The sequence below is a fragment of the Sphingopyxis sp. OAS728 genome, assembly GCF_014873485.1.
GTDB lineage: Bacteria > Pseudomonadota > Alphaproteobacteria > Sphingomonadales > Sphingomonadaceae > Sphingopyxis.
In genome coordinates this window covers 1763183-1789091 of record NZ_JADBDT010000001.1, presented here as the reverse complement: position 1 = coordinate 1789091, position 25909 = coordinate 1763183, and the positions used below count along the sequence as shown (strand labels likewise).

Here is a 25909-nt window from a genome sequence, read left to right as displayed (position 1 = left end):
GGCCGGCTCTGGCCGGTCCGGACTCGACCGAACAGGAAAGAACCAGGGTCATGCGAACCGATTCCGCCGTTCCGCCGCAAATCAGACAGGCTTTTGCCGCCTGCCGTCAGCATTTTGTGGCCGCCGCCGCGTTCAGCGCGCTCGTCAACATCCTCTATCTCGCGCCGACGATCTACATGATGCAGGTCTATGATCGCGTCGTTCCAACGGGCGGCGTGCTGACCTTGTTCTGGATCACCGTCATCGTCGCGGTCGCCATCGCCTGCCTCAGCGCGCTCGACATGGTGCGCAGCAGGTTGATGCTGCGCGCTTCGCTGCGGCTCAACCGCCAGCTCGCGGCGCCGATCCTCGATCGCCTGCTCGCGCGCGCAAAGGGCAATGCCGACCCGGCGGCGGCGCTGGCGATGCGCGATTTCGACACGTTCCGAAGCGCGGTCGCCAGCCCATCGGCGATTGCCTTGTTCGACCTGCCATGGACACCGCTCTATTTCGTCGTCGCGTTCATCATTCATCCCGCGCTTGGATTGCTGATCTTCGGTGCCGGTGTCGTGCTTCTCACCCTTGCGCTCCTCAACGAGCGCGCGACCAAGAAATCGGCTGCGGCGGGCCACCGGGCGATGGCGGCGGCCTATACGAAACAGGAATCGATGTTTGAAAAGGCGGAGATCGTTCGCGCGCTCGGGATGCGCCGCGCGCTGGTCGCACGCCAGATCGCCGATCGCCGCGAGGGACTGGAGGCCAGCGCAAACACGCAATTGACCGCCGCCCGCTACACGGGCCTCGTCAAATTCGCGCGAATGTTCCTGCAGTCATTGGCGCTTGGTGTCGGCGCATGGCTTGCCATCAATGCCGAAATTTCGGTCGGCGCGATCATCGCCGCTTCGGTGCTGCTGGCGCGCGCGCTTCAGCCGATCGAGCAGATGGTCCAGGCTTGGCCGACGATCGGGCAGGCGCGCGCAGCCAAGGCATCGATCGAGGCGCTGTTCCGTTCGACCGACAATCTCGTCAGCGATCGGGTCGCGTTGCCCACGCCCGAGGGTTATGTCGAACTGTCCAATATTTCGCTGCGCTCGCCCGACAACAGCGCGCTGATCCTGCGCGGCGTGTCGACGTGGCTCATCCCCGGTGAAGTGCTCGGCGTGATCGGCCCCTCGGGCGCCGGCAAGACCACGCTGGCGCGCATCGCGGCGGGCGCGGTCCCGCCCGACGGCGGCGAAGTCCGCATCGACGAGGCGCAATATGGCGATTGGGACGCCGAGCGCCTCGCGTTGCACATCGGTTATCTGCCGCAGGAGCCGACCTTGCTGCCCGGAACGATCGGCGAGAATATCTCGCGCTTTGCGGCGGCACGCGGCGAGCATGCGGCCGACATCGACGACAAGGTCACGCGCGCCGCGATCGCTGCGGGTATCCACGACCTGATCCTGCATTTGCCTGGCGGCTACAATGCTCAGATCGGCGATGGCGGGCTGCGCCTGTCGGGCGGGCAGGCGCAGCGCATTGCGCTGGCGCGCGCGCTCTATGGCGATCCGAAAGTGCTTATTCTCGATGAGCCCAACGCCGCGCTCGACAGCCAGGGCGAAGAGGCGCTGAACGACGCCATCGCCGCCGCCAAGCTGCGCCAGACCGCGATCATGATCGTCACCCATCGCCAGTCGGCGCTGCGCGACGCGGATCGGCTCGCGGTGCTGAAAAATGGCGTGATCGAATATCAGGGGCCGCGCGGCGAGGTGATGGAACTGCTGCGCGAGAGCGCAGCCGCGGCCGCGAATGTCATCAAGATGACGAGGAACAAGAAACCATGAACGCGATGAGCTTTGGCGACGACCTGCACGGCGAACCGCTTCCGGTCGATACGATCGATTCCCCCAAGCGCGAGCTTCGGACCGGGGTATGGGTCGCCGCGGCCTTTTTCCTCGGCTTCCTCGGCTGGGCGGCGTTCACGCCGCTCGACGCCGGCGCGATGGCACAGGGATCGGTGTCGGTTTCGGGCAATCGGCAGGCCGTGCAGCACAAGGATGGCGGCATCGTCACCGCCTTGATGGTGACCGAGGGGAGCGAGGTGCGCCGCGGCGACGTACTGCTCAAGATCTCGGCTTCGGATATCGTCGCCGCCGAGCGCGGCCTGACCGGCGAAGTCGTGGCCCTGCTCGCACAGCGCGCGCGACTGATCGCCGAACGCGACGGTGCGCGGCACATCGTGCGGCCGGTGGAGTTTTCTTCCTATCTTGCGGGCGACCGGGCGCTTGCCGACGAGGCGATGCGCGGTCAGCGTCTGCTTTTCGACGCGCGGCAACGGTCGGGCGTCACCGAACGGGGCATGCTGGGCCAGCGGATCGCGCAGCACAGCCAGCAGATCGGCGGCTATGGCGCGCAGATGGAATCGAACCGGATCCAGCAGCGGCTGATCACCGAGGAACTGACCGGCCTCCGTACATTGTCCGAGCGCGGGTTCGTATCGACCAACCGGCTGCGCGCGGTGGAGCGCAGTTCGGCGCAGCTCGACGGCGATTTCGGGGCGCTGCAGTCCGACGTCGCGCGGCTGCAAGAGGCGATCGGTGAATCGCGCTTGCAGATGGTGTCGCTCGACCGTCAGGTTATCGAAGAGGTCGCGACGCAGCTGCGCGAGGTTCAGGTCCGGCTCGACGAACTGCAGCCGCGCCTGTTCGCGACGCGCGAAAGACTGACGCAGTCTGTGGTCCGTGCCCCGTCCAATGGTCGCGTCGTCGGATTGAAGGTCTTCACCGTCGGCGGTGTCGTTGCACCGGGCGAAATGCTGATGGAAATTGTGCCGCAGGACAAGGCGCTGGTGGTGCTCGCGAAAGCCTCGCCGAACGACGCCGACGACCTGACATCGGGCATGCAGACGCAGGTGCGCTTTTCGGGCATCCAGGAACGCAGCTTGCCGATCCTGATGGGCAAGATCAGCAAGGTGTCGGCGGACAGTTTCGAGGATAACCGCACCGGGATGGAATATTTCGAGATCGAGGTCGTCGTCCCACCCAAGGAAATGAAAAAGATCGCGGTCTTGCGCGGCGAGAACAGCCTGCGTGCGGGCATGCCGGCGGAAGTGATGGTGCCGCTGCGCGAGCGGACCGCGCTCGGCTATCTGATCGAGCCGCTCACGCAGACATTGTGGAGGGCAGGCCGGGAGCATTAGGAAGAGCTTCGTCCTGTCGGCGGTACCGCGCTCGCCGCCGCCGTTCGACAGATGGCTGCTTCCCCAATTTGCTGACCAAAATCGGCTCGCTCGCAACCAGCCAATACCGGTGGAAGTCTACGATTTTGCCCGCGTGGGCCGTGCCGCGCCTCGACGCTTTCGCGAGCCGAAGGAGACCGTCCGCAACCGGCCATAAGTGCCCCGAATGCCCGTGCGACGAATATTGCCTTATCATGTCGGAAAATGCGAAGTCGTTCGTCTAAGAAGGCGAAGGACAATTTTGGAGCGCTATGTCGAGCCTCGCTGAGATGTTGGCAAAAGCCCGGCGGGCGGTGATGCGGCGCGGCGTTCCTGCAGAGGATGCGGATGAATTGGTGCACGACGCTTTTATCAAGGTCGAGCAATATGAACGGGCCCACGCGGCGGAATCGAAGGAAGCCCTGCTGGTGACGGCGGCGGTGAATCTTTCGATTGATCGCGCGCGCAAAAAGCGCCGCGCGCCTTTCGCCGAGCATGACGATGTCGAGGCGATCGCCGACGGTGCCCCCGACCCGGAGCAGGTCGTCGAGGAACGGGCGCGGCTTGCGCATGCGGCGCGCGGTCTGGATCAATTGCCCGAACGAACGCGGCGCATCCTGCTCAAACGCCGGCTTGAGAACCTCCCCTTCGCCGAAATCGCCCGATCGGAAAATATGTCCGTCGCGGCGGTCGAAAAGCAGGTCGCGCGCGCGACGCTGCAGCTCATGAAGTGGATGGAGCAATGGTGAACCGGCGGAACGGAGCCGAGCGGATCGCGGCCGAGGCCGCTGCCTGGCTCGCGCGTCTGGAATCGACGGGTCGTACCGAAGCGACCGAAGCAGGGCTTCGCGCCTGGCTCGAAGCCGATACGAGCCACCGTACGGCGTTCGAAAAGGCGATGGATCTGTGGGCAATCCTCCCCGGCGCCGCGGCATTGCGCGACGGGGCCAGCGATGGTGGGGCCGAACCCGGTTTCGCGTTCGGGGCCTGGCTGGCCAAGCGGTCGCGCTCGCTCGCGGTCGTCGCCTCGCTTCTGCTTATCGTCCTGATCTCGGGATGGTGGGTGCTGCAACAGCCGACGGGTTATTCGACCGCGGTCGGCGAGCAAAAGGTCGCGACGCTGGAGGACGGCACGCGGATAGCCCTTAACACCGATACCCATTTGAACGTCCGTTATGAGGAGAAGCGGCGCAGCATCGTGCTCGATGACGGCGAGGCGATGTTCGAGGTTGCGCGCAATCCGGCGCGGCCTTTCGTCGTGACGGCGGGGAACAAGAGCGTAACCGCGATCGGGACAAGCTTCATCGTCCGCAAGACAGGCGGCGTCGTCACCGTGACGCTCATCTCGGGCAAGGTCCGCGTCGACACGCACCCGTCGGCGGCGGGGGCGCCCGCCGTGCAATCCACCATGCTGACCCCCGGCGAGCGTTTCGCCGCCGCAGGCGATGCCGCAGCGATGGTCACCCCTGTCTCGTCGGAGGCGGCGACGGCCTGGCGGCGCGGGCAGGTGATGTTCAACGATATGCCGCTATCCGCCGCGATTGCCGAGCTCAATCGTTATGGCGGGCCGCAGATTGACGTCGCCGATCCCCGGCTCGGCGGGCTGACCGTGTCGGGGGTCTTCGCCACGAACGACACGGCAGAGTTCGCCGACGCGGTCGCGGCGTTGCATGGACTGACTGTCGACCGCGACGCGGGCCGAATTCGCCTGGGCCGTTAGGCCGCATTTCCATCATCGATGAATGTTGCGCCCTTGCGGGGCGACGCGGTCGCGCGCCCTCCGTCGGCGTAAGGTCGGCGGCATTCGCTAAACCTATGAAACTGGTAATTATATTTCGCTGAATGCCGTTCGCGAAAATTTTATTTCACCCCGATGTCGGTTTTGGGGCAATCGCGCGTCTGCTTGAATGAGGCGGGTCGCAAGCAACACCCCGTCCACAAGGGGGCCATTGATGATTTCGAAAGCCACGCTCGCGGCTTGCGCCGCAACGATTGCCATCGTCTCCAATAGTGCTGCGGCCCGGACGCAGGCCGAATATGACCTCGACCTGTCGGAGCAGCCGCTCGGCCGCTCGCTTCGCGATGTCGCGTCGAAAACCGGGACCAATATCGTCTTCGTCAATTCGGTGGTGCGGGGGAAGACGGCGCCGTCGCTGCGCGGCCGCTATACCGCGGGCAGTGCTTATCGCGCGCTGTTGCAGGGGTCGGGGCTGATCCTTCGCGAAACCGCGGGCGGGTCTTATGTGGTCACACGTCCGGGCAGCACCACGCCCGCGGCATCCGAACGGCCGGCCGCCGAAGGTGCGGGTTCGATCTCGGGCCGGGTCGCCCAGTCGGACGGCAATCGTAACATCGCCGGCGCACTCGTGCGGATCGAGGAAACCGGGCAGATCGCAACCGCCGACGATCTCGGCAACTTCCGCTTCGCACGCGTTCCGACTGGCAGCTACACGCTGACCGTCTCCTTCCTCGGTTTCATCGAGCAATCGACGCGCGTCGATGTGGCCCGCGGCGAGCAGACGAACGCCGAATTCTGGATGGACGAGGGCAGCAATGCCGCCGGCGAAATCGTCGTCTATGGGTCGCGTAGCGCCCGCGCCAATGCGCTCAATCTTCAGCGCACGGCCGAAAACAGCTCCGACGTCGTGTCGGTCGACGATCTCGGCAATTTCACGGGTACGACGATTTCTGAAGCGTTGCGCCGTGTCGCGGGCGTGTCGTTCCAGCGCGACGGCCTGACCGGCGACGGCACCAATATCATGATCCGCGGGCTCGACCCCGACATGAACGCGGTGAAGCTCAACGGGCTCAACCTGCCTGTCGGCAACGGCGTCGGCCGCTCCGCCGACCTGTCGAACATGCTCGCCGATTCGGTCAGCAAGATCACGATCAGCAAGAGCCTGCTGCCCAGCCAGGACAGCGCGGGCACCGGCGGGCTCGTCGAGATCGAGACGCTGTCGCCGCTCAACCGGCCGCGTCGCTATGCCAACCTGCTCGTCGAAGGCGGCAAGGCCGGCAAGAAGTTCGGCGACGATGTGCTGGTATCCGGGACGATCGCCGGCAAGTTCGGCGCCGACGAGAATTTCGGCCTCAGCGCCTCGGTCCAGTATCGCAAGTCGAGCAACCGTTCGATCAGCTATGGCCATAATCTCCGCTATGGCGAATTCCTGCCGCCCGACGCCGACGGCAATCCGACGCTCGAACAATATGACGCGGTGCACCCGCTTTCGATCTTTCCCTTCTTGCCCGATGCGACACGCGCCTTTCCGCTCAGCCTCGGCACGACCTTCAACCATGTCGAGAACGAGAATGTCGCGGCGACGCTTTCGGCCGAGTGGAAGGTCGGCGACCACAGCAATCTGAAATTCGACTTTCAGCATAGCGAAGCGCGGCGGACGACGGTCCAGCTTAACGAGAGCTTCGGCGTCGACATCGACTATGTCGCCACGCCGACAAGCGGCAATCGCACCGCGCTGATGGTCGACCTGGCGCCGGGCAACGAAGCGCTCCAGCACACGCAAAATTATGTGTACGACCGCAATGCTCGCAACATCACCGACACCTACAGCCTCGGCGGCAGCACCAAGGCGGGGCGGTTCGAATTCAAATATCTGGTCGGCTATGCCCATGGCAGCGAGCGGCATCCGTCGAATTTCGGATTGCAGCTCCGTATGCCCGCCGCCGATGCGCGCGCCGAATATTTCCTGCCCGCCGCGACCGACGCGACGCTCGGCTATATCGTGACACCCTTCGGTCCGCGCGGCGGCAAGGGGTTGCAATTGCCGCTGTTGACCGAGGCCGGATGGGATTTCGTCAACGACACCTCCAATTTCACGATCGACGCGGCAAGCGGCCAGATCGACGCGACGCGCGGCCGGAACGACCGTTACACGGGCGAATATAGCGCGAAGTTCAATGCCGGATGGGGCCCGCTGACCTATATCGAAGCGGGCGTGCAGTTCGAACGGGTGAAGTTCCAGAGCCGGCTCACGCGCTCGCAATTCGGCGGCAATGTCCCGATCAGCGCGCTGCCGCTCGATCTCGTTCCCAACGACCTCTCGCGCATCGGCATTACCGGGTCGCGCTTCGTCGTGATCAGCGAGGAATCGCTGCGGGACTTTGTCGACAATGTGGACGATTATGTCGGCGGCACGAGCGGCCTCCTGCTGACCCCGATCGCGCTGCCCGACGACATCAACCGCGAACGGACGCTCGAACAGAATCTTGCGGGTTATGTCCAGTCGCGCTTCGACTTCGGCAAGCTCGAGGTGATCGGCGGGGTGCGCCTCAACCGGACGCGGCTCGAAGCCTCCAACCTGATCTTTCCGACCTATATCGGGCCGATCGATCCGTCGAATGGCGGAGGCTTCGGCATCGACCTCAAATTCCAGAATGATTTTACGCAGCTCGCGAGCCAGAAGGCGACCGCGACCGACTGGCTGCCGCGCATCCTGTTCAACTATCGCCAGAGTGACAATCTGATCTTCCGTGGCGGTTATTTCCTGTCGGTTGCGCGGCCGCAGATCAGCCAGCTGTCGGCGCAGACGCGGATCAGCTTTATCAACATCCCGATCCCCGGGCCCGACGGGCTAAAACCGGTGCTGACGATCAATACCGGCAACCCCGACCTCAAGCCCGCGATGACGCATAATTTCGACCTCAGCGTCGAATATTATGACCAGGACATCGGCCTTCTGAAGCTGTCGGGTTTCTACAAGCGGATCAAGAATCTGCTGCAAGCCAATGCGACGAACGGGCCCGCCCAGCTCGCCGCGGTGCCGCTCCCCGATCATATCTATTTCCAGGGCGCGCCCTATTTCGATCCGGCGCATCCCGAAAATTACTTCATCACCGGCTCGACCCCCTCGAACAGCGACAAGATGGCGACGATCTGGGGCGTCGAGGCGCAGGCCGAGCGGCGCTTCAACTTCCTGCCCGGCGCGCTCGCGGGCCTCGGCATCTATGCCAATTACACCTTCACGAAGAGTAAGCGCTCGCAGATTTACAACTGGGCCTATGGCGCGGGCGGGCAGGAGGTTTTCGAATTCTCCGGCATCCCGTTCAACAACCAGCCGAAACATTCGGGCACCGTCGCGCTGACCTATAACAAATATGGGATCGACGCGACGCTGGCCTATGGTTTCCAGTCGCGCACGCTCGACAATTTCTATCCGCGCGGTTTGTCGGTCTATCGCGAGGGGGTCCGCACGCTCGACTTCCGCTTCGAATATTGGATGCAGCCGAGCTTCGGCAAGCTGCGCCTCTATGTCGAAGGCGAGGATCTGCTGAAGGGCACCAACAGCCCCGACCTGCTCAATTCGGTCGGCGGCGGGGGCGACACGCCGCGTTTCTACAGCGGTGCCACCTATCTCGGTGGCCGCCGGATCAAGGCGGGTGTCGCCGTTACCTTCTGATTATTTCCCCTTCCGGCCGGTTGCTTTTGTCCCGGGCAACCGGCCGGACTTCCCCCGAATATGCAATTGGAGCTTCGCCTCATGATCCGTACCAGCCTTTTGCTGTCGGCCGCGGCCGCCGCGCTTTCGTTCGTCCAGCCGGCGCACGCCGACGAGGTGCTGCCGTTCGAACAGTTCGCGCTCCCCAATGGCCTGCGCGTCGTCGTCCATGAGGATCGCAGCACGCCGAAGGTCGCGGTCGCGGTCTGGTATCGTGTCGGCTCGGCCGATGAGCCCGCGGGCAAGTCGGGCTTCGCGCACCTCTACGAACATCTGATGTTCAACGGATCGGAGAACCGCGACGATGAATGGTTTCCGCCGCTCCAGGAAATCGGCGCTTCGGCGGTGAACGGTGCGACCTCGTTCGACCAGACATATTATTATGAAGTCGTCCCGACCGGCGGGCTTGAGCGCGCGTTGTGGATGGAATCGGACCGCATGGGGCATCTGCTCGGCGCGATCACACAGGCGAAGCTCGACGAGCAACGCGGCGTCGTCCAGAACGAGAAACGCCAGCGCGAAAGCCAGCCCTACGCAAAAATGGACGATGTCACCGCGCGGGCGCTCTTCCCCGTCAATCACCCCTATTATCATTCGATCATCGGATCGATGGACGATCTCAACGCCGCATCGTTGACCGATGTGAAGGATTGGTTCGGCCAATATTATGGTGCCGCCAACGCGGTGCTGTCGCTGTCGGGCGATGTCGACGCCAAACAGGCGCGGGCGCTTGCGGAGAAATATTTCGGCAGCGTCGCTGCCGGACCGCCGGTCAGCCGCGCGACCGCATGGGTGCCGAGCCTCTCCGAAGACAAGCGCGATACGATGCTCGACAATGTGCCGCAGACCGCCGTGTCGTGGAGCTGGGCCGTGCCGGGGCGCGGGACGCCGCAGGCATCGACGCTGCGCGCCGCCGCCAGCGCGCTGGGCACCGGCAAGACGTCGCGCCTCTACAAGGCGCTGATCCTCGATCGGCCGCTCGCGACCTCGGTATCGGTCAATTATCAGCCGATGGCGGTTGCGGGCATCTTCTCGATCGACGCGCGGCTGAAGCCCGGTGTCGATCCGAAGGACGTCGAGGCGGCGATCCAGCAGACGCTCGACAGCTTCCTTGCGACCGGCCCCAATGCTGACGAGTTGAAGCGCGCGAAGGTGACCAATTACGGCAACAATATCCGCGCGCTGGAATCGGTTTACGTCCGCGCAATGGCACTCGCCGACGGCCTGATCTTCGCCAACAATCCGGCCGAATATGCCGAGGACAACAAGCGCTTCGATGCGGTCACGGGCCCCGCAGTGCTTGCCGACGCCAAAAACTGGCTGACCCGCGGCGCACACAAGCTGACGGTGCTTCCTTATGCGGCGCACACGGTGACCGCCGACGGCGCCGACCGCACCAAGCTGCCGGCGCTCGCCGCGTCGCCCGGCCTGACCTTGCCGGTCGCACAGGAAGCGCGGCTGTCGAACGGTATTCGCGTCGTCTTTTCGCCGCGCCAGAAAGTGCCGACGGTCGATATGGCGATCGTGTTCGATGCGGGGACGGCGGCGGACGCAGCCGACAAGAAGGGACTCGGCGGTTTCGCCCTGCAGATGATGGGTGACGGCCCCGCCGGCCTCACCGCGCAGGCGTTCGAAGAGAAGCAGGCGTCGCTCGGCGCACGCCTCTATGCAAGCTCGGGCAGCGACACGACCAGCTTCATGCTTTCGTCGCTCAGCCGCGAACTGCCCGCGACGATCGCGCTTTGGGCAAGCTATATCCGCACGCCGGGCTTCCGCGCCGACGACCTGGAGCGCGACCGCACGCAGAGCCTGTCGGGCATTTCGCAGTCGCTCGCCGAGCCGACCGCGATCGCCCAGCGGACCTTTACCAATGTCCTCTATGGCGCCGAGCACCCCTATGGCGCACAGCTCGCGGGGCGGGCGGAGACGCTGAAGTCCTTTACTCGCGCCGATGTCGCGGGCTGGCACGCGAACTGGGTGCGCCCCGACAATGCGGTCATCTATGCGAGTGGCGACACGACGCTGGAAGCGCTGACCGCGCTGCTCGAAAAGGGGTTCGGCAATTGGACGCCGCCCGCTGCCGCCAAGGGCATCAAGACGGTCCCCGCCATTCCCTTCGCCAGTGCAAGCCGCGTGGTGCTGGTGGACAAGCCCGGCGCCATCCAGTCGGCCATCCGCGTCGGCCAGCTGATGCCGGGCGGCCTCGATCCACGCAACTTCGTTTATGACGCCGCGAACGGCGTTCTGGGTGGCAGCTTCACCGCGCGCCTCAACATGAACCTGCGCGAGGACAAGGGCTGGACCTACGGTGCCAGCAGCTTCATCAACGAACAGCGCGGGCCGCAGAATTTCGGCGTGGCGACGAGCGTGCAGACCGACAAGACCTCGGAAGCTCTGGCCGAAATCAACAAGGAAATCCGCGCGATACGCAAGGAGCGGCCCGCAACGCAGGCCGAACTCGACATGATGGTGAAGGGCAATGTCCTGTCGCTGCCGGGACAATTCGAGACGAACCAGGCGTTCGTCAGCTACCTCCAATATGTGTCGCTCTACGATAAGCCCTATGACTATCTGGCGACGCTGCCCGCGAAATATGGCGCGCTGACGCCTGCGGCGATCACGAGCGCCGCGGATGAAATGCTCCGCCCCGACGCGATGAGCTGGGTGATCGTCGGCGACCTGTCGAAGATCGAGGCAAAGGTGCGCGCGCTCAATCTGGGCCCGGTCGAGGTGTGGGACGCCGAAGGGCGAAAATTGCGGTAGCGCCGCAAAGGCGCTCGTCTCCGCTACGAAGCCGCCATTCGGGCGTCGAGATTGTCGGATCGCGCAATCTGGGCGTGATCATCCTGACGGGCGAGACGCACCTCAACGAGATCCATTCGGTGCTCGAGCCGGGCGCTCGATTCCGATGACATCTTCCGACAGAAATTTAAATGACATCGATACCAAATATCGTTATGCGCTTCCGGATTGGGAGAGAAATATGGATTCGGCGCATCTGCACGTGGAGTCGGCTAAGGCTTTGGGCTCGAGCGATTCCGGTCGGCTGGGGCTTGGCGTTTCGGGGCTCTATCTCGCGCTCTACATCCATTATGGCTTCTTCGCGTTTCTGCCCTTGTGGCTGAAGAATAGCGGGGCATCAGCCGAAGAAATCGGCGTGCTGCTTGCGATTCCGCTGATCTTGCGGCTGCTCACCGTCGCGCCTTTTTCGGCGTTTGTCGGCCGCCGCGGCTGGGTGCGCAATGCGATCGCCTATACGTCGCTGGCTTCGGCGGCGGTCGTCCTGGTGCTGATGGGCGAGCCCGATCATGCCGGGCGAATTGTCATCGTCATCCTGTTCTCGATCGTCTGGGATCAAATCCCCGTGCTGACGGACGCCTATGCGGTCATGGCGGTGCGCAGCCGGTCGCTCGACTTCGGACGCCTGCGCGTCTGGGGTTCGATCGCGGTCGTCGCCTCGAACGCCGCGGCGGGGTGGGCGATTTCGGTGATGGGGATCAAGATGCTGCCGCTGATGGTCGCGACGCTGTTGCTCGCGCCTGCGTTGGTTGCGTTTCGTCTTCCCCACGACCGCAAACTCAGCGCCGCCGACGCGTCGGAGGGCGGCCGCTGGCGTGACCTGTTCGGCGACCGCGCGCTGATCATGGGAATGATCGCAGCTTCGCTGATCATGGGCAGCCACGGCGTCCTGACCAGCTTTGGCGCGATCCAGTGGGAAGCGCAGGGCATTTCGACGACGGTGATCGGCCTGTTGCAGGCGCTCGCGGTCGCGGCCGAGATCATCGCTTTCTGGTTCGGCGCAAAACTGCTCGGAGACCGTGATCCTCGCTTGCTGGTCTGTGCCGGGGCGTTGGCTGGGGCACTGCGCTGGGCGATCATGGCGACGGGTCCGGGACTGCCGGTGTTGATCGCCGCGCAATTGCTCAACGGCATCACCGCAACGGGCACGATCCTCGGCATGATGCTGATGATTGCGCACCGGGTGCCGACGCATCTCAGCGCGACCGCGCAGGGCATGTATGCGGTGCTGCTCGGTGCGGTGCTGGCCGTCGCAACGATGGGGTCGGGCATGCTCTGGTCTTATGGCCTCGGTATCGCCTATTTCACCATGTCGGCGCTCGCATTGCTCGGGGCACTCTTCGCCTGGCCGGGCCATTTCGGAAATAATGCCGACAAGGCGCCGAAAGCAGGGGTGGAGGCATGATGCGCAAGGCCCTTATTTTCGCTGCGCTGCTCGTCGGCGCCATATCTGTCTCGGCAGCGGGCCAAGCCGCACCCGAAGCACCGCCGACGCTGAATATGCAGAACTGGCCACTTCCCGACACGGTGAGCCCCGAAGGCAAGGCGGCAACTGCTGCCGCAGCAAGCCAGGCCATGCCCGATCCGCTGCCGCCGGTCGCCGATATCCGCAAGCTCATCGATGCCATGCAGGCGGCGATGGGGACAGAGCTTCAAAAGCGTTATGACGTGCGTATCGAGGCGTCGACGATTGCCGGCGTGCCGGTGCGGATCGTCTATCCCAAAGGCGTGAGTGCGCTCGGCGACGGGCCGGTGCTGCTCAATCTCCACGGCGGCGGCTTTGCGATCGATTCGGGCTCGCTGACCGAGACGATACCGATCGCGGCGCGCACCGGCCTTCCGGTCGTCGCGGTGCTCTACCGCCTCGCGCCCGAACACCCTTATCCCGCCGCACTCGATGATGCGCTGGCGGTCTACCAGGCGCTCGAAAAGGACCGGAAGGCACGCCAGATTGCGGTGTTTGGCACCTCGGCGGGCGCGTGCCTGTCGGGGCAGTTGGTGGCGAAGCTTGCGAGCCTCGGCCGTCCGATGCCCGCTGCGCTCGGATTCCTGTCGGGCAGCGCCGACCTGTCGGTGCGCGGCGATTCCGAAAGCTGGATGCCGGGGCCGGGCTTCGACTGGGTCGCGGCCTATGCAGGAAAAACGGCGATGACCGACCCGATCCTCTCGCCGATCCGCGGCGATGTGTCGGGCTTTCCGCCGACCTTGCTGCTGACGAGTTCGCGCGACTTCCTGATGAGCCCGACATCGATCTTTGCGCGGGCGTTACACGAGAAAGGCGTCGATGTGCGGCTTATGATGTTCGACGGCCTGCCGCACGCCTTCTGGGCCTATATGGCGATCCCCGAAAGCGATCAGGCGAACGAGGTCGTCGCGCGATTCCTGAAGGAAAAGCTCGACGCCGCCGGAAAATGATCCGGCGGCTCAGCCGTTCGCCAGATGATCACGATAGCGGTCGCGCAGCGCCTTTTTGTCGATCTTGCCCGTCGCAGTGAGCGGGACGGTGTCGAAGAGGATGTCGTCGGGCATCCACCAGCGCACTATGCGGGTTTCGAGATGCGTGCGGATGGCGTCCGCCGCCACCGTCTCGCCCTCATGCGTCTCGATAACGAGCAGCGGGCGCTCTTCCCATTTGGGATGATGCACACCGATTACCGCGGCGATGCGTACGCCGGGGCAACCGACTGCGGCATTTTCGAGGTCGATCGAACTGATCCACTCGCCGCCTGACTTGATGACATCCTTCGCGCGGTCGGTCAGGCGCAGGAAGCCGAAGCGGTCGATCGTCCCGATGTCGCCGGTGTCGAACCAGCCGTCGGCGCTCGCTGCGGGAAGATCGGGATAATAGCGATCGACGACCCACGGCCCGCGGACCTGCAGCTTGCCTGCCTGCTCGCCGTCCCACGCCAGCGGGTTGCCGTCGTCGTCGATGATGCGCAGCTCGATACCAAACTGCATCCGGCCTTGCCGCGTCAGGATCGTCTCGGTCGCGAAATCCTCGCCTTCGGCCATCAGCAACGGGGTCGGGGTCGCGATCACGCCGAGCGGATTGGTCTCGGTCATCCCCCAGATCTGGAGCACGGTGACGCCGTATTTCTCGCGGAACGTCTCTGCCATTGCGCGCGGCACCGCTGATCCGCCGATGACGAGGCGCTTGAGATCGCCGACGCTCTGGCCGCTGCTCTCCAGATAGGCGAGATACATGGTCCAGATCGTCGGGACGCCGCCCGAGAAGGTCACGCCTTCGCCCACGATCAGTTCGGACAGGCTCGCGCCGTCCATCTTGTCGCAGGGCAGGACGAGCTTGCAGCCGTTGATCGCGGCGGTGAAAGGAAGGCCCCACGCGGTCGCGTGATACATCGACGAACAGGGCATGATTGTATCGAAGGCGCTGAATCCGAAGGCGCTGCTGAGCCCCGCCGCCATGCCGTGCAGCACGATCGAGCGGTGGCTGTAGAGCACGCCTTTGGGATCGCCGGTGGTGCCCGAGGTGTAGCAGAGAAAGGCTGCGGCATTCTCGTCGAAACGCGGCCAGTCGAACGCGCCGTCCTCGGCGGCGATTAGCTCCTCATAGGGATCGGCGAGCAGCACATAGTTTTCGATCGCGGGCAGCAGGGGCTTCAGCCGCTCGACAAGGTCGGCAAGGTTGGCTTCGAAGAAGAGGATCCGGCTGCCCGCGTGGTTGATCGTGAAGGCGATCTGTTCGTCGCTCAGCCGCGGGTTGGCGGTGTGCAGCACCGCGCCGATGCCGGGGACGGCGTAAAAGAGTTCGAGATGGCGGTGCGTGTTCCACGCAAGCGACGAGACGCGGTCGCCGCTGGCGATGCCGAGCGTGCCGAGCATCTGCGCGGCCTGTCGCGCGCGGCGCTCGCATTCCGCCCAGTTGTAACGCCACAGCGGCTCGCCCACGAGTTTCGAGACGATTTCGCGCTCGCCATGAGCGCGCGCGGCGTGGGTCAGAATAGAACTGATCTGCAGCGGGGCATCCTGCATCAAGCCGAGTAGCATCGTCTCTCCTTTTGCGGCGCGGGCGGGCCGGCGCCGCCCTTGTTCGTCATGTCACCGCCCCCGGGTCAGCGGGTCAGTTGGAAGCTTTTGCCATCCTGCAGCCATATCAGCCGCTCGTCGCGCAGCGCGGTGCGGCGGACCTTGCCGGCATCGCTGCGGAGCGCCTCGGTCACGACCTCATAGCTTTCGGGGCATTTATATTTCGCGAGCCGGGTCTGCACAAACGCCTCGACCTCGCCGATCGGCAGCTCGCCAGCGGCCTGGATGATTGCATGGACACGCTGGCCGAGGTCGTCGCACGGCAGCCCGACGACGACGGCGTCGGCGACAGCCGGATGCTCGCTCAGCGCGGCTTCGACCTCGGCGGCGTAGATGTTCGCGCCGCCGCGGATGATCATGTCGCTGCGCCGGTCGGAGAGGAATAAATAGCCGTCCTCGTCGACATATCCGAGATCGCCCAGCGACAGCCGCCCCGCACCGTCGAGCTTTGCGTCGGCACCGATATAATGGAAGCGCGTTCCCGCGTCGCCGCCGAAGAAAATTTCGCCGACGACGTTCGGTGGGCACGGCGCGCCATTCTCATCGACGATGGTGACGAGCTCGGCCGGCGCCTTGCCGACCGAACCCGGCTTGGCCAACCACTCCTCGCCGGTGATGAAGAGCGCGGCGCCTTCGGTTCCGGCATAGACTTCGAAAATGCGCTCGGGGCCGAGCCAGTCGATCCACGCCTGCTTGAGCCACGCCGGGCAGGCCGCTGCCATGTGGCAGACGCATTGCAGCGACGACAGGTCGTAGCGATTGCGCACGTCTTCGGGCAGGTTCCATATGCGCTGCATCATCGTCGGCACCATGCACACCCATTGCACGCGCTCGGCCTCGATCAGGCGTAGCGCCTCCTCGGCGTCGAAGCGGTGCATGCCGATGACACGCGATCCCGCCAACAAGGCAAGACTGGTGAAGAGGAAGGGCGCGTTGTGATAAAGCGGACCGGGGTTCAGGATGACGCCGCCGCGCGGCAGGCGGACGAGATCGATCAGCCCGTTCAGTCGCTCGCCGAAACGCGCCGGGGCATGGTCGACGATCAGCTTGGGGCGTCCGGTCGAACCGCCGCTGGTGACGGCCTTCCAATGCGCCGCGGCGAGGTCTGGCGCCAGGTCGGCCTCCGCATCGCTGTCGTCACCGGGTACAAGATGAGCCACGCCATCGGGCGCGTCGCCGATGCCGATCAATACGCGCGGCGCAGCGAGCTCGATGACCTGCGCCAGCTCGTGGCCCGGCAGCTTCGTCGGCAGGATGCACGGGGTCGCGCCGGCACGCCAAGTGGCGAAGCTGCTGACATGATGCTCGATCCCGTTGGGCAGCGCGATCGCGACAAGGTCGTCGGGTTCCACCCTGAACGATACCAGCCGCCGCGCCCGCGCGGCGCTGCGCGTTTCGAGCTCTGCCCAGCTCAGCCGTTCGCCGGGGTAGGTGATCGCGGTCTCGGCGGCCGCCGGACCCGACCCATGCGCGGCCATGATCTGGTCGAAACTCGGGTCGGTCATCGGCTACTCCGTCGGCAGAAAATCGTAGCTGTCGATAAAATCGGCAGTCACCCCGTTTGTCCAGCCGAACCCGGTCTGCGTTTCATATTCGCCGCCGCCGCCGACGCCTGTCGCCTCGACGTCATATTTCTCGAACAACAGGCCGGTGCGCGTAAAGGTCGCGCCGACGGTGTCGACCCAGCGGCGCGCAATCTCGCGCGCGAGTGCGCCATGCCCGTAGCGGCCAAGCCCCGCGACCGCGATCCATTGCAGCGGTGCCCAACCGTTCGGCCGGTCCCATTGCTGGCCCGTCTGTAAAAGCGTCGTGTGGATCCCCCCGGGCGCAAGAAGCGCGTCCTCGACCGCGCGCGCCGTCGCGTCGGCCTGCTCCTGCGTCGCCGCGCCGACGAGCAGAGGGGCGAGCGCCGCCGCCGTCAAAGCGTTGCGGCGCTTGTCTTCCTCGACGTCGTAATCGGCGAAATAGCCGCCCTCCGAATTCCATAAGTGGCGATTCATGGCTTCGCGCCGCTCATCGGCCAGCCGCGCATAATGTGCGTCGCCGCGATCGCCGCGCGCGGCGATCGCGGTTTCGAGCCCGAAGAGAAAGGCATTGAGATCGATCGGTGCAATCGCGGTGGTGCGGATCGACGATAGCGCATCGCCATCCAGCCAGCGCGACGAAAAGTCCCAGCCGCTTTCGGCGCCTGCGCGCAGGTCGCGATAGACCTCTTCGACAGGCCGGCCGCTCTCGGCTGCCGTCGCGACATCCTCGCGCCAGCTTTCGTCGCGGGGCGTGCTGCGCGGATCCCAATAGCGGTTGAGCAGCGCGCCATCGGCGAGCCGTGTAACGCGCGCGTTCTGCTCGCCGGGGGCAAGACCTTCGGCGCCCTCCATCCACCATGTATGCTCGCGCTTCATCGCCGAGAGCCGGCGCGCAGCGACGTCAGCTCTTTCATCGTCCAGCAGTTCGACCATCATATGGAAGAGCGGTGGCTGCGAGCGGCCGAGATAATAGGTGCGCGTGCCATTGGGGACGTGTCCGTGCGCCTCGATCAGGTCGGTCATCGCCTCGACGATGCCATTGGCGAGTTCGTGCTCCCCGTCGCGGACGAGGCCCAGCATCGTGAAGAAGCTGTCCCAATAATAGATTTCGCGAAAGCGACCGCCGGGTACGACGTGACGGTGCTGGACGGCCAGCGCCGATCCGCTCGCGGCCTGTTTCGGCGCGCGCGCGAGGTCCTTCCACAGCGCACGAATATGCTCGCGCAGCGGCAGGACGGCGGGCCGTGCGCCTTCGGCCGCAGCAGGGAGGTCGAAATTGGCGGCGATGAACGCGCGCAACGCTTCGTCATCGGCGGGAAGAAGCGCAAAATCATGCATGATGTCTGCGACCGGGCGCTTGGGCAGCGCATCGACGAAGGTCTTGCTGTCGGGAAGGATCGCACGCTCCTGCACCTTGGCAAGAAGCGGTCCGAACAGGTCGGCAGGGCTCGGTTCTACGCCCATCAGCTTGCCAGATGACGGTCGAAGAAGCTGGCCTGCGCCGCGAGCGCGATCTCGGTTTCGGGGCATTCGATCCACGCCCAGAAGGCGTGCGGCATGGCTTCGTAAACGCGGAGGTCGACATCGACTCCCGCTTTGCGGAGCGCAAGGTCAGCGAGCACGGTGTGGCTGAGCAACTGGTCGCGCGTGCTGGTCATCAGCAGCATCGGCGGCAGGCCCGACAGGTCGCCATAGGTGGGCGAGAACAACGGATCGGTGCGGTCGGCAGCGCCGCAATAATCGTCCATCGTTTCCGCCGCGGTGCGCGTGCCCATGATCGGCGGCAGATAGGCCTCGCAATCGCCCACGATGGTAAAGTCGCCCGCGCCCGAGAAAAAGCCCGCCGCCGCGGGCATCGGCAACCCCTCGGCCTTGATCCGCGCCAGCAATTGCAGGGTGAGGCACGCGCCCGCCGAGGTCCCGTAGATGCCGATCGCGCTCGCCCGACGATGCGCCAGCGCATCGGTATAGACCGCGAGCGCGTCGTCGACGGCGGCGGGGTACGGGTGTTCGGGCGCCATGCGGTACAGCACGGTCGTGACCGGAATTCCGGTCAGCCCGGCGATCGGGATCGTTTCGGTCAGCGACCCCGCATCGACCATGAAGCCGCCGCCGTGGAAGTTGATCAGCAAGCGCTTGTCGGCGGGGTCCGCATCGCGCCGGCGCACATATTTGACCGGCACCCCGGCGACCTTGCCCTTTTCAACGTCGACCCCGAAGCGCTTGGCGCGGCCCTTGTTGAGCGGCTTCAGATGATTGGCGGCCGCGGCGCGCACCGCCGCGCGGGTGACGGGATTGCGCAGCAGCGTCGCCGTGACTTCGGGGGCGGAACCCTGTTTCAGCATCGGTTCCATGACCGCCCGCGCCTCGGCGCTGACGGTCATGGCGAACGGCGGCTGGACCGGCCCCTTGTCGGTCATCGATCAGCCCCCGAACCGGTAGCCGATCCGCACCCCGTACATCCGCGGTTCGCTATAAGTCAGCCCGACCATGCCCGACGACTGGGCATATTGGTCGAGCACACCGACCGGCTTCGCCTCGTTTGTGATGTTGTTCGCGAACAACGTCAGGTCGATCGGGCGTCCGCCGATATCCTTGAGCCCGATGCTGGCGTTGAGCAGGCCATAGGCGGGCAGGAAGTTATAGAAGGACGAATTGGTCTGTGCGGTCGAGACCTTCGTCTGGCGAACATAGTTGGCCGCCAGCACCAGATCGCCTGCGCCGCCGAGCGGCGTCTCGTACGAGCCGCCAACCGAGAATTTATGCTTGGGGGTATAGGGGAAGGGCGCGCCGTTGAGGATCGCGCCCGCGCTCGCGTCGGCGACCTCGGTATAACGCGCGTCGATATAGGAATAGCTGCCGTTGAGCGTCAGCCCCTGCACCGGCATGACCGCAAGGTTCACCTCGACGCCCTGGATCTTGCCCTTCGCCGCGCTGCGCGTGACGTTGAGCGGGATCGTGCCGCCCGGCGTTTCGACCACCTCCGCCGTGGTGCGCTGGATATTGGCGTAGATGCCGCGATAGGCGGCGACATTGGCGCGGACGTCGACATTGCCGAGCGAGAATTGCGACTTCAGCCCGACCTCGACGTCGGAAAGCCGTTCGGGCTTGTAGGTGCGGAACTCCGAATCGACCGGTACCGGACCGTTGACGCCGCCCGATTTATACGCGTCGCGCGCGGTGACATAGACGTGGACGCCGGGCGTCACGTCATAGTCGAGCGTCGCGGTGTAGCTCGGATAATCGCTGTCGACCGAACCCGAGACCGTGGGCGGACCGCCGATCGTCTGCGCGGTGAAGCTATGCTCCCAAGTATAGCGGAGGCCGCCCGTCACGCTGAGTCCGGTGAGCGCGCCCGACAGCTTGCCGAGATCGACCGTCGCCTGCCCGAACACCGCCTCGCTCTTGTTCGTCTGTGTGAAGAAGCCCGAGATCGTCGGGATCAGCGTGCCGATCGGAAAAAAGGTATAGACCTCGATCCCCGCCGGGTCCGACCAGCTCTGCCGATCGAGATAGCCGCCGACCGAGAAGTCGACCGCGTCGTCGAACAAAGTGCCCTGAAGCTGCAGTTCTTCGGTGAAGAAATTGGGCGCGATCGTCGGGATGCGTCCGCGCTGACCGGCGATCGGGAACGGCATCGCGTCATAGTCATAGCCGTAGATCGTGCGCAGTTCGGAATAGCTGATGATGTTGCGCAGCTTGATATTGTCGCTCAGCTGCACCGACGCCTGGTTGATCACCTGCCAATATTTCGTCTCCGAAAACTGGTCGAGATCATAGGAGACGCGGCGCGGACCGCGCGCCTGTTGCTCGGCGACCGCGGTCAGCACCCCCGGATAGAAGGCCGCCACCGGAAGGAACCCCAGCCCGAGCGCGGTGGCGTCGAAGCCCGCTGCCGGGTTGTACGCACCCAGAACGGTGCCGCCGCCATTGGTGTCCGAATGATAATAACGCAGCATCGTATAAAGCTCGATGCTGTCGGTCGGCTGCAGGGTCAGGCCGAAGCGGAAGCTTTCGTACGAGAGATTGTCGTAATCCTTGCCTTCGAAGAAGGGGCCGACGTCCTTGGTATAGCCGTCGCGGCGGCCGACTTCGCCGGCAATGCGCAGCATCACCCCGCCGGGGACGATCGGCGTATTAAGCGCACCCTCGATCCGGCGGTCATTATAATTGCCGAGCTGGACGCGGACATAGCCTTCGAATTCGTCCTTCGGCTTGACCGGTTCGAACAAAATGTTGCCGCCAGTCGCATTCTTGCCGAACAAGGTGCCCTGCGGCCCCGCGAGCACCTGGATATTGGCCATGTCGAAATAGGTACCGACGCGGCCGTCAACGTTCACGCTGTTCGGCACTTCGGCGAAATAATTGACCACGCCGGGCGTTGAGCCGAACGCCGGCCCCTGACCGCGCAGCGCGAAATAGGCGAATTCGCGCGGATAGCCGCCGCTGATCGTGAACAGCGAGGGTGTGTTGTCGGCGAGCGAGGTGCGGTCGGTGACGCCCTTCTGCTCGAGTGCTTCGTCGGTGAAGGCGGTGACGGCGATGGGCACGCTCTGCAGATTTTCTTCGCGGCGGCGCGCGGTGACGATGATGTCGGCAAAGCCGCTGTCATCGCTGGCGGCCGTTTCGTCGGCCGGTGGCGTTTCGGTCTGCGCAAATGCGGCGGCGGGCAGCAAGCTCGCGCTGCTCGCGAGCGCAAGCAGAAAGGCGGAACGCATCGAAATCATCACTTCCCTCCCAAAGGATAGCCGGATTCGTCCGGTCGAGGGTGCAATGACCAAAAATGGTATCGATGTCAATAGAGGTTGCATCGAAGCGAACAAAGCCTATCAATAGCGGTGATTTTAGCCTGCTATCGATAACAGGGAGCGAGGGGATGAGCGACGCCGAGCAATTTGGTCCATGGGTGAGCGACGCAGCGAAGGCCCGGTTTGCCGCCTATCTGGCCGAGTCCGCCGCGCCGGCCGACCTGTCCGAAGCACGGCCGTTCTTTGCCGCCTATAACCGGCGTTTGCTCGACAAGGCCGAGGCCCGATATTCGGTCGACACCACCGAAGGCGAAGTCGCGGGGGTGAAGGTCTATGATGTCGTCCCCGCGGGCAGCACGGACGAGTCACCGGTGTTGCTCTGTCTTCACGGCGGCGCGTTCATGTGGGGTGAAGGGGCGGGCGCACTCCTCGAGGCCGTGCCGATTGCGGCGGTTACGCGAATGCGCGTCGTTGCGGTCGACTACCGCCTTGCGCCCGAGCACGTCTATCCGGCGGCCGTCGACGATGTCGTCGCAGTGTATCGCGCGCTGATCGAAACGGTCGATCCCGCGAAGATCGGCATTTACGGCTGCTCGGCGGGCGCGGTGTTGACGACGCAGGCGGTCGCGCGCCTGCTCCACGACGATCTGCCGACACCCGGTGCGATCGGGATATTCCACGGCGCACCGGTCCCGTTCGCGGGCGATGCGGCGCTGGCGCAGGCGCTGTTCGACCCACGGGCCGACGCGGGCGCGGCACCCAAGGTCGAGGAACTTCCTTATTTCCGGGGCGCCGACCTGTCCGATCCGCTTGTACTGTCGGCCGACCATCCCGAGATGCTGGCTCAATTTCCGCCGAGCCTGCTGATTTCGGCGACGCGCGATTTCGCGGCGAGCGCGGTGTCGGTCATGCATCGCCGTCTGCTCGCGGCAGGCGTCGATGCCCGCTTCGTCCTGTTCGACGGCCTTTGGCACGCACATCATATGGACGTCGACCTGCCCGAGTCGGTCGAAACCTATGCGATCATCGCGGACTTCTTCCTCAAACAACTCGGCTGAGGCGTCAGCGGCTCGTTTCGCGGGCGATGAGTTCGACGGGAAGTGCGTGCGCCGCGGAGGACGCCTTGCCCTCGATCAGCGCCATGACGGCGTGGGCAAGCGCATGGCCAGCCTCGGCGCCATCCTGCCGGATCGAACTGATCGACGGGCGATGCACGCTTGCGATCGGGGCGTCGTCGAAACCGACGATTGCGACATCGCCGGGGACCGACAGGCCACGCGCAGAGAGTGCATCGCAGGCGCCCGCGGCGATGAAATCGCTGGCGGCAAAGACGGCGTCGAATGTCGTCCCGGCGTCGAGCGCGCGACCGACCGCGTCGGCGCCCCCCTCGGCCGTGAAGGGGCAGGACAGCGCATCGATCAGCCGTGCCTCGCTCGATGCCAGTGCCTCGCGAAAGCCTTCGAGGCGCGCGGCGATTTCGGGATGCTGGACGTCGCCGAGGAACAGCAGGCGCGTGGCGCCGCGGCTCACCAGATGCTCGGCGGCGAGCTTGCCACCCATGCGGTTGTCGCTGCCGACGACCTTGACGCTGACCCCGGGGACGGGTTCGCCCCACACGACCATCGGCAGGTTCATCGCCGAAACCTGCGTGACGCGGTGCGCGCCTTCGCCTTGGCCCAGCATCACTGCGCCATCGGCGCCGACCGCGCTCGACGACAGGAAATGCTCGTTGGTCGTGAGCAATGTCGAATAGCCCGCGGGGGTCAGCGTTTCGAGCAGGCCGCCGATGATCGACAGGATCAGCGGATCGGTGTGCGACTGGCGGCCGGGATCGATCTGGTCGATCACGACCGCGATCGTCCGCGTTTCGCGCGTGCGCAGGCTGCGCGCGGCGACGTTCATCCGGTAGCCAACCTCGTTGGCGACCTTCACAATGCGCTCGCGCACTTCGGGGCGGACGAGGTCGCTGCCGCGCAGCGCGCGTGACACGGTGATCTTGGAGACACCGGCCAGCGTCGCGACCATCTCCATGGTCGGGCGCTCGTCCTTGCCGATCCTGCCCATCGATGACCGTCCCCCGAAAAATCCTGACCTATGTAGCCGCGAAGTAGCGGCGAACCAGCCCCCCGATCAAGTCGTTCGCCGCTGCAACTGCGGGAATCGTGATCGGCAGGAATTGAAAGCCGTGCGGCAGGCCTTGCAGGCGGCGCGCGAGCGTCTCGACCCCGGCGCGGACCAGCGCGGCGGCATAATATTCGCCATCGTCGCGGAGCGGATCTTCGGACGCTGTCAGGACGATCGCGGGCGCGAGCCCGGCATGGCTCGCGGCAAGGAGCGGCGAGGCGAGCGGGTCGGATTCCGACACATCGCCGAGATAATATTCGCGGCATGCATCGAGATAGGTCTTCGACAGACCGGGTGCGGCGATTTCGGTGAACGACGGGAGCGAGAAGCTCATGTCGGTCGCGGGGTGGATCAACAGCTGGAACAGCGGCTGCGGCTTGCCTTCGTCCCGAAGGCGCAGCGTCGCGGCGGCGGTCAGGTTGCCGCCAGCGCTTTCGCCGCCCAGCGCGATACGATCGGGATCGCAGCCAAGATCGGCGGCCGACCGGCGCGCCCAGTCGAGCGCAGTCATCGCATCGTCGAGCCCGGCGGGAAATTTGTGCTCGGGCGCCAGACGATATCCGACGCCGAGCACGGCGCAGCCGCTCGCCGCGGCCAGATGCCGCGTCATCGCGTCATGCGTCTCGAGATCGCCGAACATCCATCCGCCGCCGTGAAGGAAGACGAGCAGCGGCAAGGGCGTATCCGAAGCGGGGCGATAAAGACGTACCGGCACGCCATCGGCGTCATAATTCTCGACACGCTCGATCTCGGTCCCCGGCATGGCGGCTGCCATCATCGTCATGCCGGCGCGCATCATCGGAATGACGTCGGGGCTCAGCGGCGGCATTTCTTGGGGTACGCCGGTAAAGGCTGCAATGTCAGGATCGAGCATCCAGTTTTCTCCTCGATTGACATCGATACCAATCGGCGAGGCTTTTGTCTAATTCCGATGAACAAAATTATCCCCTTCGGTCGATGCGGTGCGTGGGCACGGATCGGCCGTGCACATAAGATAGGTCCTGTGGGCGTTTAATCGCAGCTCGCCTTTAACCGGCTCCATGCGACATTCGTCGCCGGCAGTTTTCCGAGGTTCGCTTTTCCTCACTTGTTCCCGAAAGCGGACTGTCCACAATCGGCCAAAGTCAACATTCAAAAGCGGCTATGCGTCGCTCTTCAATCCGGGAGCTATTCCCGAGCTAGGAGAGGGAATGAGCCAGGCGTGTCGAACGGTAACAAACGTCTCGCTTCGCGAAGTGGCCACCGTTTCTTTATGATAAGGCGCCCCCCGGATTTGGCGTCCGCTTACGCAAAACGGAACAAAATCCTATATCTGCAGCACCGGATTGAGGAGCGGCCGTTCGTTGTGTGAGCTGTTAACACGCATTGATTGCGTTTGCCTGATAGTCCTCAACGGCGAGCAAAAGCCCCTCGATCTCGGCTGGCACGATCCGGATGCGGAGGTCTCCCTCTCCGGTCGGCTGACCCTTGAACTTGAGATCCCAGCCTTCCTGGCGGGCCATGGCGGCCTTGAGCTGGGTTTCGTCGACCGAAAACACCAGCTTCATCGTCAGCGAGCAATCGCTGTTGAACTCGCTGTTAGGGCACATCGTGTCGTCGCCGCGAAGGGCACGATCCAAAGGCTGCGCCACGAGTTTTCCGTCACCATTCTCGAAATGAACTGCGTCATACAGACGCTGCGAGCCCTGATAGCGCAGGGCTTGGTGCACTTCGAACCGTGTATCGCCGGTTCGTTTGTCGATATGGGCCTCGATATGGCTGTCGACCCAGGTCGAGCCATTCACGCGCCACTCCTTGCGAAAACCGTTGCGGGTCGAAATGACCGTTGCGAATTCCAGGTCATCGTCATCGACTCTTGCTGCGGAGCGAAAGGCTTCCGCATCCATCTTTGCGAGTTGCCTCGGCACCTTTGGAGCATTTGCAGCGGCGGGGGAGGCCAGCACCGCCACGGCCGCGACGCTGAAAACCAGGCTGGAAAAACGCACGGACAATACTCCTCAGATCGTTGACAACGAGCCGGACATGCCCGTCATC

Annotated in this window: 17 protein-coding genes; 9 read left to right on the top strand and 8 right to left on the bottom strand. The window is 64.6% G+C overall.

The genetic code is table 11. The features are described 5' to 3' along the window. Positions 1-50: 50 nt before the first annotated feature. The 8 genes from GGC65_RS08325 to GGC65_RS08290 all read left to right on the top strand — a co-directional run bounded on the left by GGC65_RS08325 (position 51) and on the right by GGC65_RS08290 (position 13845). Complete coding sequence (locus tag GGC65_RS08325; protein ID WP_192646726.1) at positions 51-1805, top strand: type I secretion system permease/ATPase; 1755 nt, start codon at positions 51-53, stop codon at positions 1803-1805. Further along, positions 1802-3160 (top strand): HlyD family type I secretion periplasmic adaptor subunit, encoded by a 1359-nt coding sequence (locus GGC65_RS08320; RefSeq protein ID WP_225940731.1) that lies wholly within the window; start codon positions 1802-1804, stop codon positions 3158-3160. The genes GGC65_RS08325 and GGC65_RS08320 overlap by 4 nt, the downstream gene beginning before the upstream one ends. A gap of 290 nt (positions 3161-3450) precedes the next feature. Then, complete coding sequence (locus tag GGC65_RS08315) at positions 3451-3927, top strand: RNA polymerase sigma factor (protein ID WP_192646725.1); 477 nt, start codon at positions 3451-3453, stop codon at positions 3925-3927. Further along, positions 3924-4898 carry a FecR family protein gene (locus tag GGC65_RS08310; protein ID WP_192646724.1) on the top strand — a complete coding sequence of 325 codons (975 nt, stop codon included), beginning with the start codon at positions 3924-3926 and terminating at the stop codon, positions 4896-4898. Before GGC65_RS08315 ends, GGC65_RS08310 begins: the two co-directional genes overlap by 4 nt. 232 nt (positions 4899-5130) lie before the next feature. Then, entirely contained in the window at positions 5131-8592 is a 3462-nt protein-coding gene (locus tag GGC65_RS08305; protein WP_192646723.1) for a TonB-dependent receptor, read from the top strand. Positions 8593-8673: 81 nt separating this feature from the next. After that, the gene (locus GGC65_RS08300) at positions 8674-11394 is read left to right on the top strand and encodes a M16 family metallopeptidase (protein WP_192646722.1); all 2721 of its coding nucleotides are present in this window, start codon (positions 8674-8676) and stop codon (positions 11392-11394) included. A 220-nt stretch (positions 11395-11614) separates the two neighbouring features. Further along, complete coding sequence (locus tag GGC65_RS08295) at positions 11615-12835, top strand: MFS transporter (protein WP_192646721.1); 1221 nt, start codon at positions 11615-11617, stop codon at positions 12833-12835. Next, positions 12832-13845: an alpha/beta hydrolase gene (locus GGC65_RS08290; RefSeq protein WP_192646720.1), complete on the top strand. Its 1014-nt coding sequence runs from the start codon at positions 12832-12834 to the stop codon at positions 13843-13845. Before GGC65_RS08295 ends, GGC65_RS08290 begins: the two co-directional genes overlap by 4 nt. Positions 13846-13854: 9 nt before the next feature. On the opposite strand, the gene GGC65_RS08285 is transcribed toward GGC65_RS08290, so the two are convergent. The 5 genes from GGC65_RS08285 to GGC65_RS08265 all read right to left on the bottom strand — a co-directional run bounded on the left by GGC65_RS08285 (position 13855) and on the right by GGC65_RS08265 (position 21730). Continuing rightward, positions 13855-15438, bottom strand: coding sequence for a long-chain fatty acid--CoA ligase (locus GGC65_RS08285; protein WP_225940729.1), 1584 nt, complete (start codon positions 15436-15438; stop codon positions 13855-13857). A 65-nt stretch (positions 15439-15503) separates the two neighbouring features. Then, positions 15504-16982 (bottom strand): AMP-binding protein, encoded by a 1479-nt coding sequence (locus GGC65_RS08280; protein WP_192646719.1) that lies wholly within the window; start codon positions 16980-16982, stop codon positions 15504-15506. 3 nt (positions 16983-16985) lie between these two features. Next, positions 16986-18467 (bottom strand): alpha,alpha-trehalase TreF, encoded by a 1482-nt coding sequence (gene treF / locus GGC65_RS08275; RefSeq protein ID WP_192646718.1) that lies wholly within the window; start codon positions 18465-18467, stop codon positions 16986-16988. Further along, on the bottom strand, positions 18467-19423 hold the full coding sequence (locus GGC65_RS08270) for an alpha/beta hydrolase fold domain-containing protein (RefSeq protein WP_192646717.1): 957 nt from the start codon (positions 19421-19423) through the stop codon (positions 18467-18469). The genes treF and GGC65_RS08270 overlap by 1 nt, the downstream gene beginning before the upstream one ends. Positions 19424-19426: 3 nt before the next feature. Further along, positions 19427-21730: a TonB-dependent receptor gene (locus tag GGC65_RS08265; protein ID WP_192646716.1), complete on the bottom strand. Its 2304-nt coding sequence runs from the start codon at positions 21728-21730 to the stop codon at positions 19427-19429. Between the two features lie 149 nt (positions 21731-21879). Here GGC65_RS08265 and GGC65_RS08260 point away from each other — a divergent pair, with 149 nt between their 5' ends. Further along, positions 21880-22809 (top strand): alpha/beta hydrolase, encoded by a 930-nt coding sequence (locus GGC65_RS08260; protein ID WP_192646715.1) that lies wholly within the window; start codon positions 21880-21882, stop codon positions 22807-22809. A gap of 4 nt (positions 22810-22813) precedes the next feature. Here the strand turns inward: GGC65_RS08260 and GGC65_RS08255 are convergent, their stop codons facing one another. From GGC65_RS08255 to GGC65_RS08245, 3 genes are all read right to left on the bottom strand, one after another. Further along, positions 22814-23815: a LacI family DNA-binding transcriptional regulator gene (locus GGC65_RS08255; RefSeq protein WP_192646714.1), complete on the bottom strand. Its 1002-nt coding sequence runs from the start codon at positions 23813-23815 to the stop codon at positions 22814-22816. Between the two features lie 28 nt (positions 23816-23843). Beyond that, the gene (locus GGC65_RS08250; protein ID WP_192646713.1) at positions 23844-24749 is read right to left on the bottom strand and encodes an alpha/beta hydrolase; all 906 of its coding nucleotides are present in this window, start codon (positions 24747-24749) and stop codon (positions 23844-23846) included. A 481-nt stretch (positions 24750-25230) separates the two neighbouring features. Further along, positions 25231-25860: a hypothetical protein gene (locus GGC65_RS08245; protein WP_192646712.1), complete on the bottom strand. Its 630-nt coding sequence runs from the start codon at positions 25858-25860 to the stop codon at positions 25231-25233. Positions 25861-25909: the final 49 nt, after the last annotated feature.

Excerpts from the sequence above, each read along its gene's own strand:
- GGC65_RS08315 (WP_192646725.1), top strand. The coding sequence starts at position 3,451 with ATGTCGAGCCTCGCTGAGATGTTGGCAAAAGCCCGGCGGGCGGTGATG.
- GGC65_RS08305 (WP_192646723.1), top strand. The coding sequence starts at position 5,131 with ATGATTTCGAAAGCCACGCTCGCGGCTTGCGCCGCAACGATTGCCATC.
- GGC65_RS08265 (WP_192646716.1), bottom strand. The coding sequence starts at position 21,730 with ATGATTTCGATGCGTTCCGCCTTTCTGCTTGCGCTCGCGAGCAGCGCG.
- GGC65_RS08280 (WP_192646719.1), bottom strand. The coding sequence starts at position 16,982 with ATGACCGACCCGAGTTTCGACCAGATCATGGCCGCGCATGGGTCGGGT.
- treF (WP_192646718.1), bottom strand. The coding sequence starts at position 18,467 with ATGGGCGTAGAACCGAGCCCTGCCGACCTGTTCGGACCGCTTCTTGCC.
- GGC65_RS08295 (WP_192646721.1), top strand. The coding sequence starts at position 11,615 with ATGGATTCGGCGCATCTGCACGTGGAGTCGGCTAAGGCTTTGGGCTCG.
- GGC65_RS08255 (WP_192646714.1), bottom strand. The coding sequence starts at position 23,815 with ATGGGCAGGATCGGCAAGGACGAGCGCCCGACCATGGAGATGGTCGCG.
- GGC65_RS08270 (WP_192646717.1), bottom strand. The coding sequence starts at position 19,423 with ATGACCGACAAGGGGCCGGTCCAGCCGCCGTTCGCCATGACCGTCAGC.
- GGC65_RS08260 (WP_192646715.1), top strand. The coding sequence starts at position 21,880 with ATGAGCGACGCCGAGCAATTTGGTCCATGGGTGAGCGACGCAGCGAAG.
- GGC65_RS08300 (WP_192646722.1), top strand. The coding sequence starts at position 8,674 with ATGATCCGTACCAGCCTTTTGCTGTCGGCCGCGGCCGCCGCGCTTTCG.
- GGC65_RS08250 (WP_192646713.1), bottom strand. The coding sequence starts at position 24,749 with ATGCTCGATCCTGACATTGCAGCCTTTACCGGCGTACCCCAAGAAATG.
- GGC65_RS08285 (WP_225940729.1), bottom strand. The coding sequence starts at position 15,438 with ATGCTACTCGGCTTGATGCAGGATGCCCCGCTGCAGATCAGTTCTATT.
- GGC65_RS08325 (WP_192646726.1), top strand. The coding sequence starts at position 51 with ATGCGAACCGATTCCGCCGTTCCGCCGCAAATCAGACAGGCTTTTGCC.
- GGC65_RS08290 (WP_192646720.1), top strand. The coding sequence starts at position 12,832 with ATGATGCGCAAGGCCCTTATTTTCGCTGCGCTGCTCGTCGGCGCCATA.
- GGC65_RS08320 (WP_225940731.1), top strand. The coding sequence starts at position 1,802 with ATGAACGCGATGAGCTTTGGCGACGACCTGCACGGCGAACCGCTTCCG.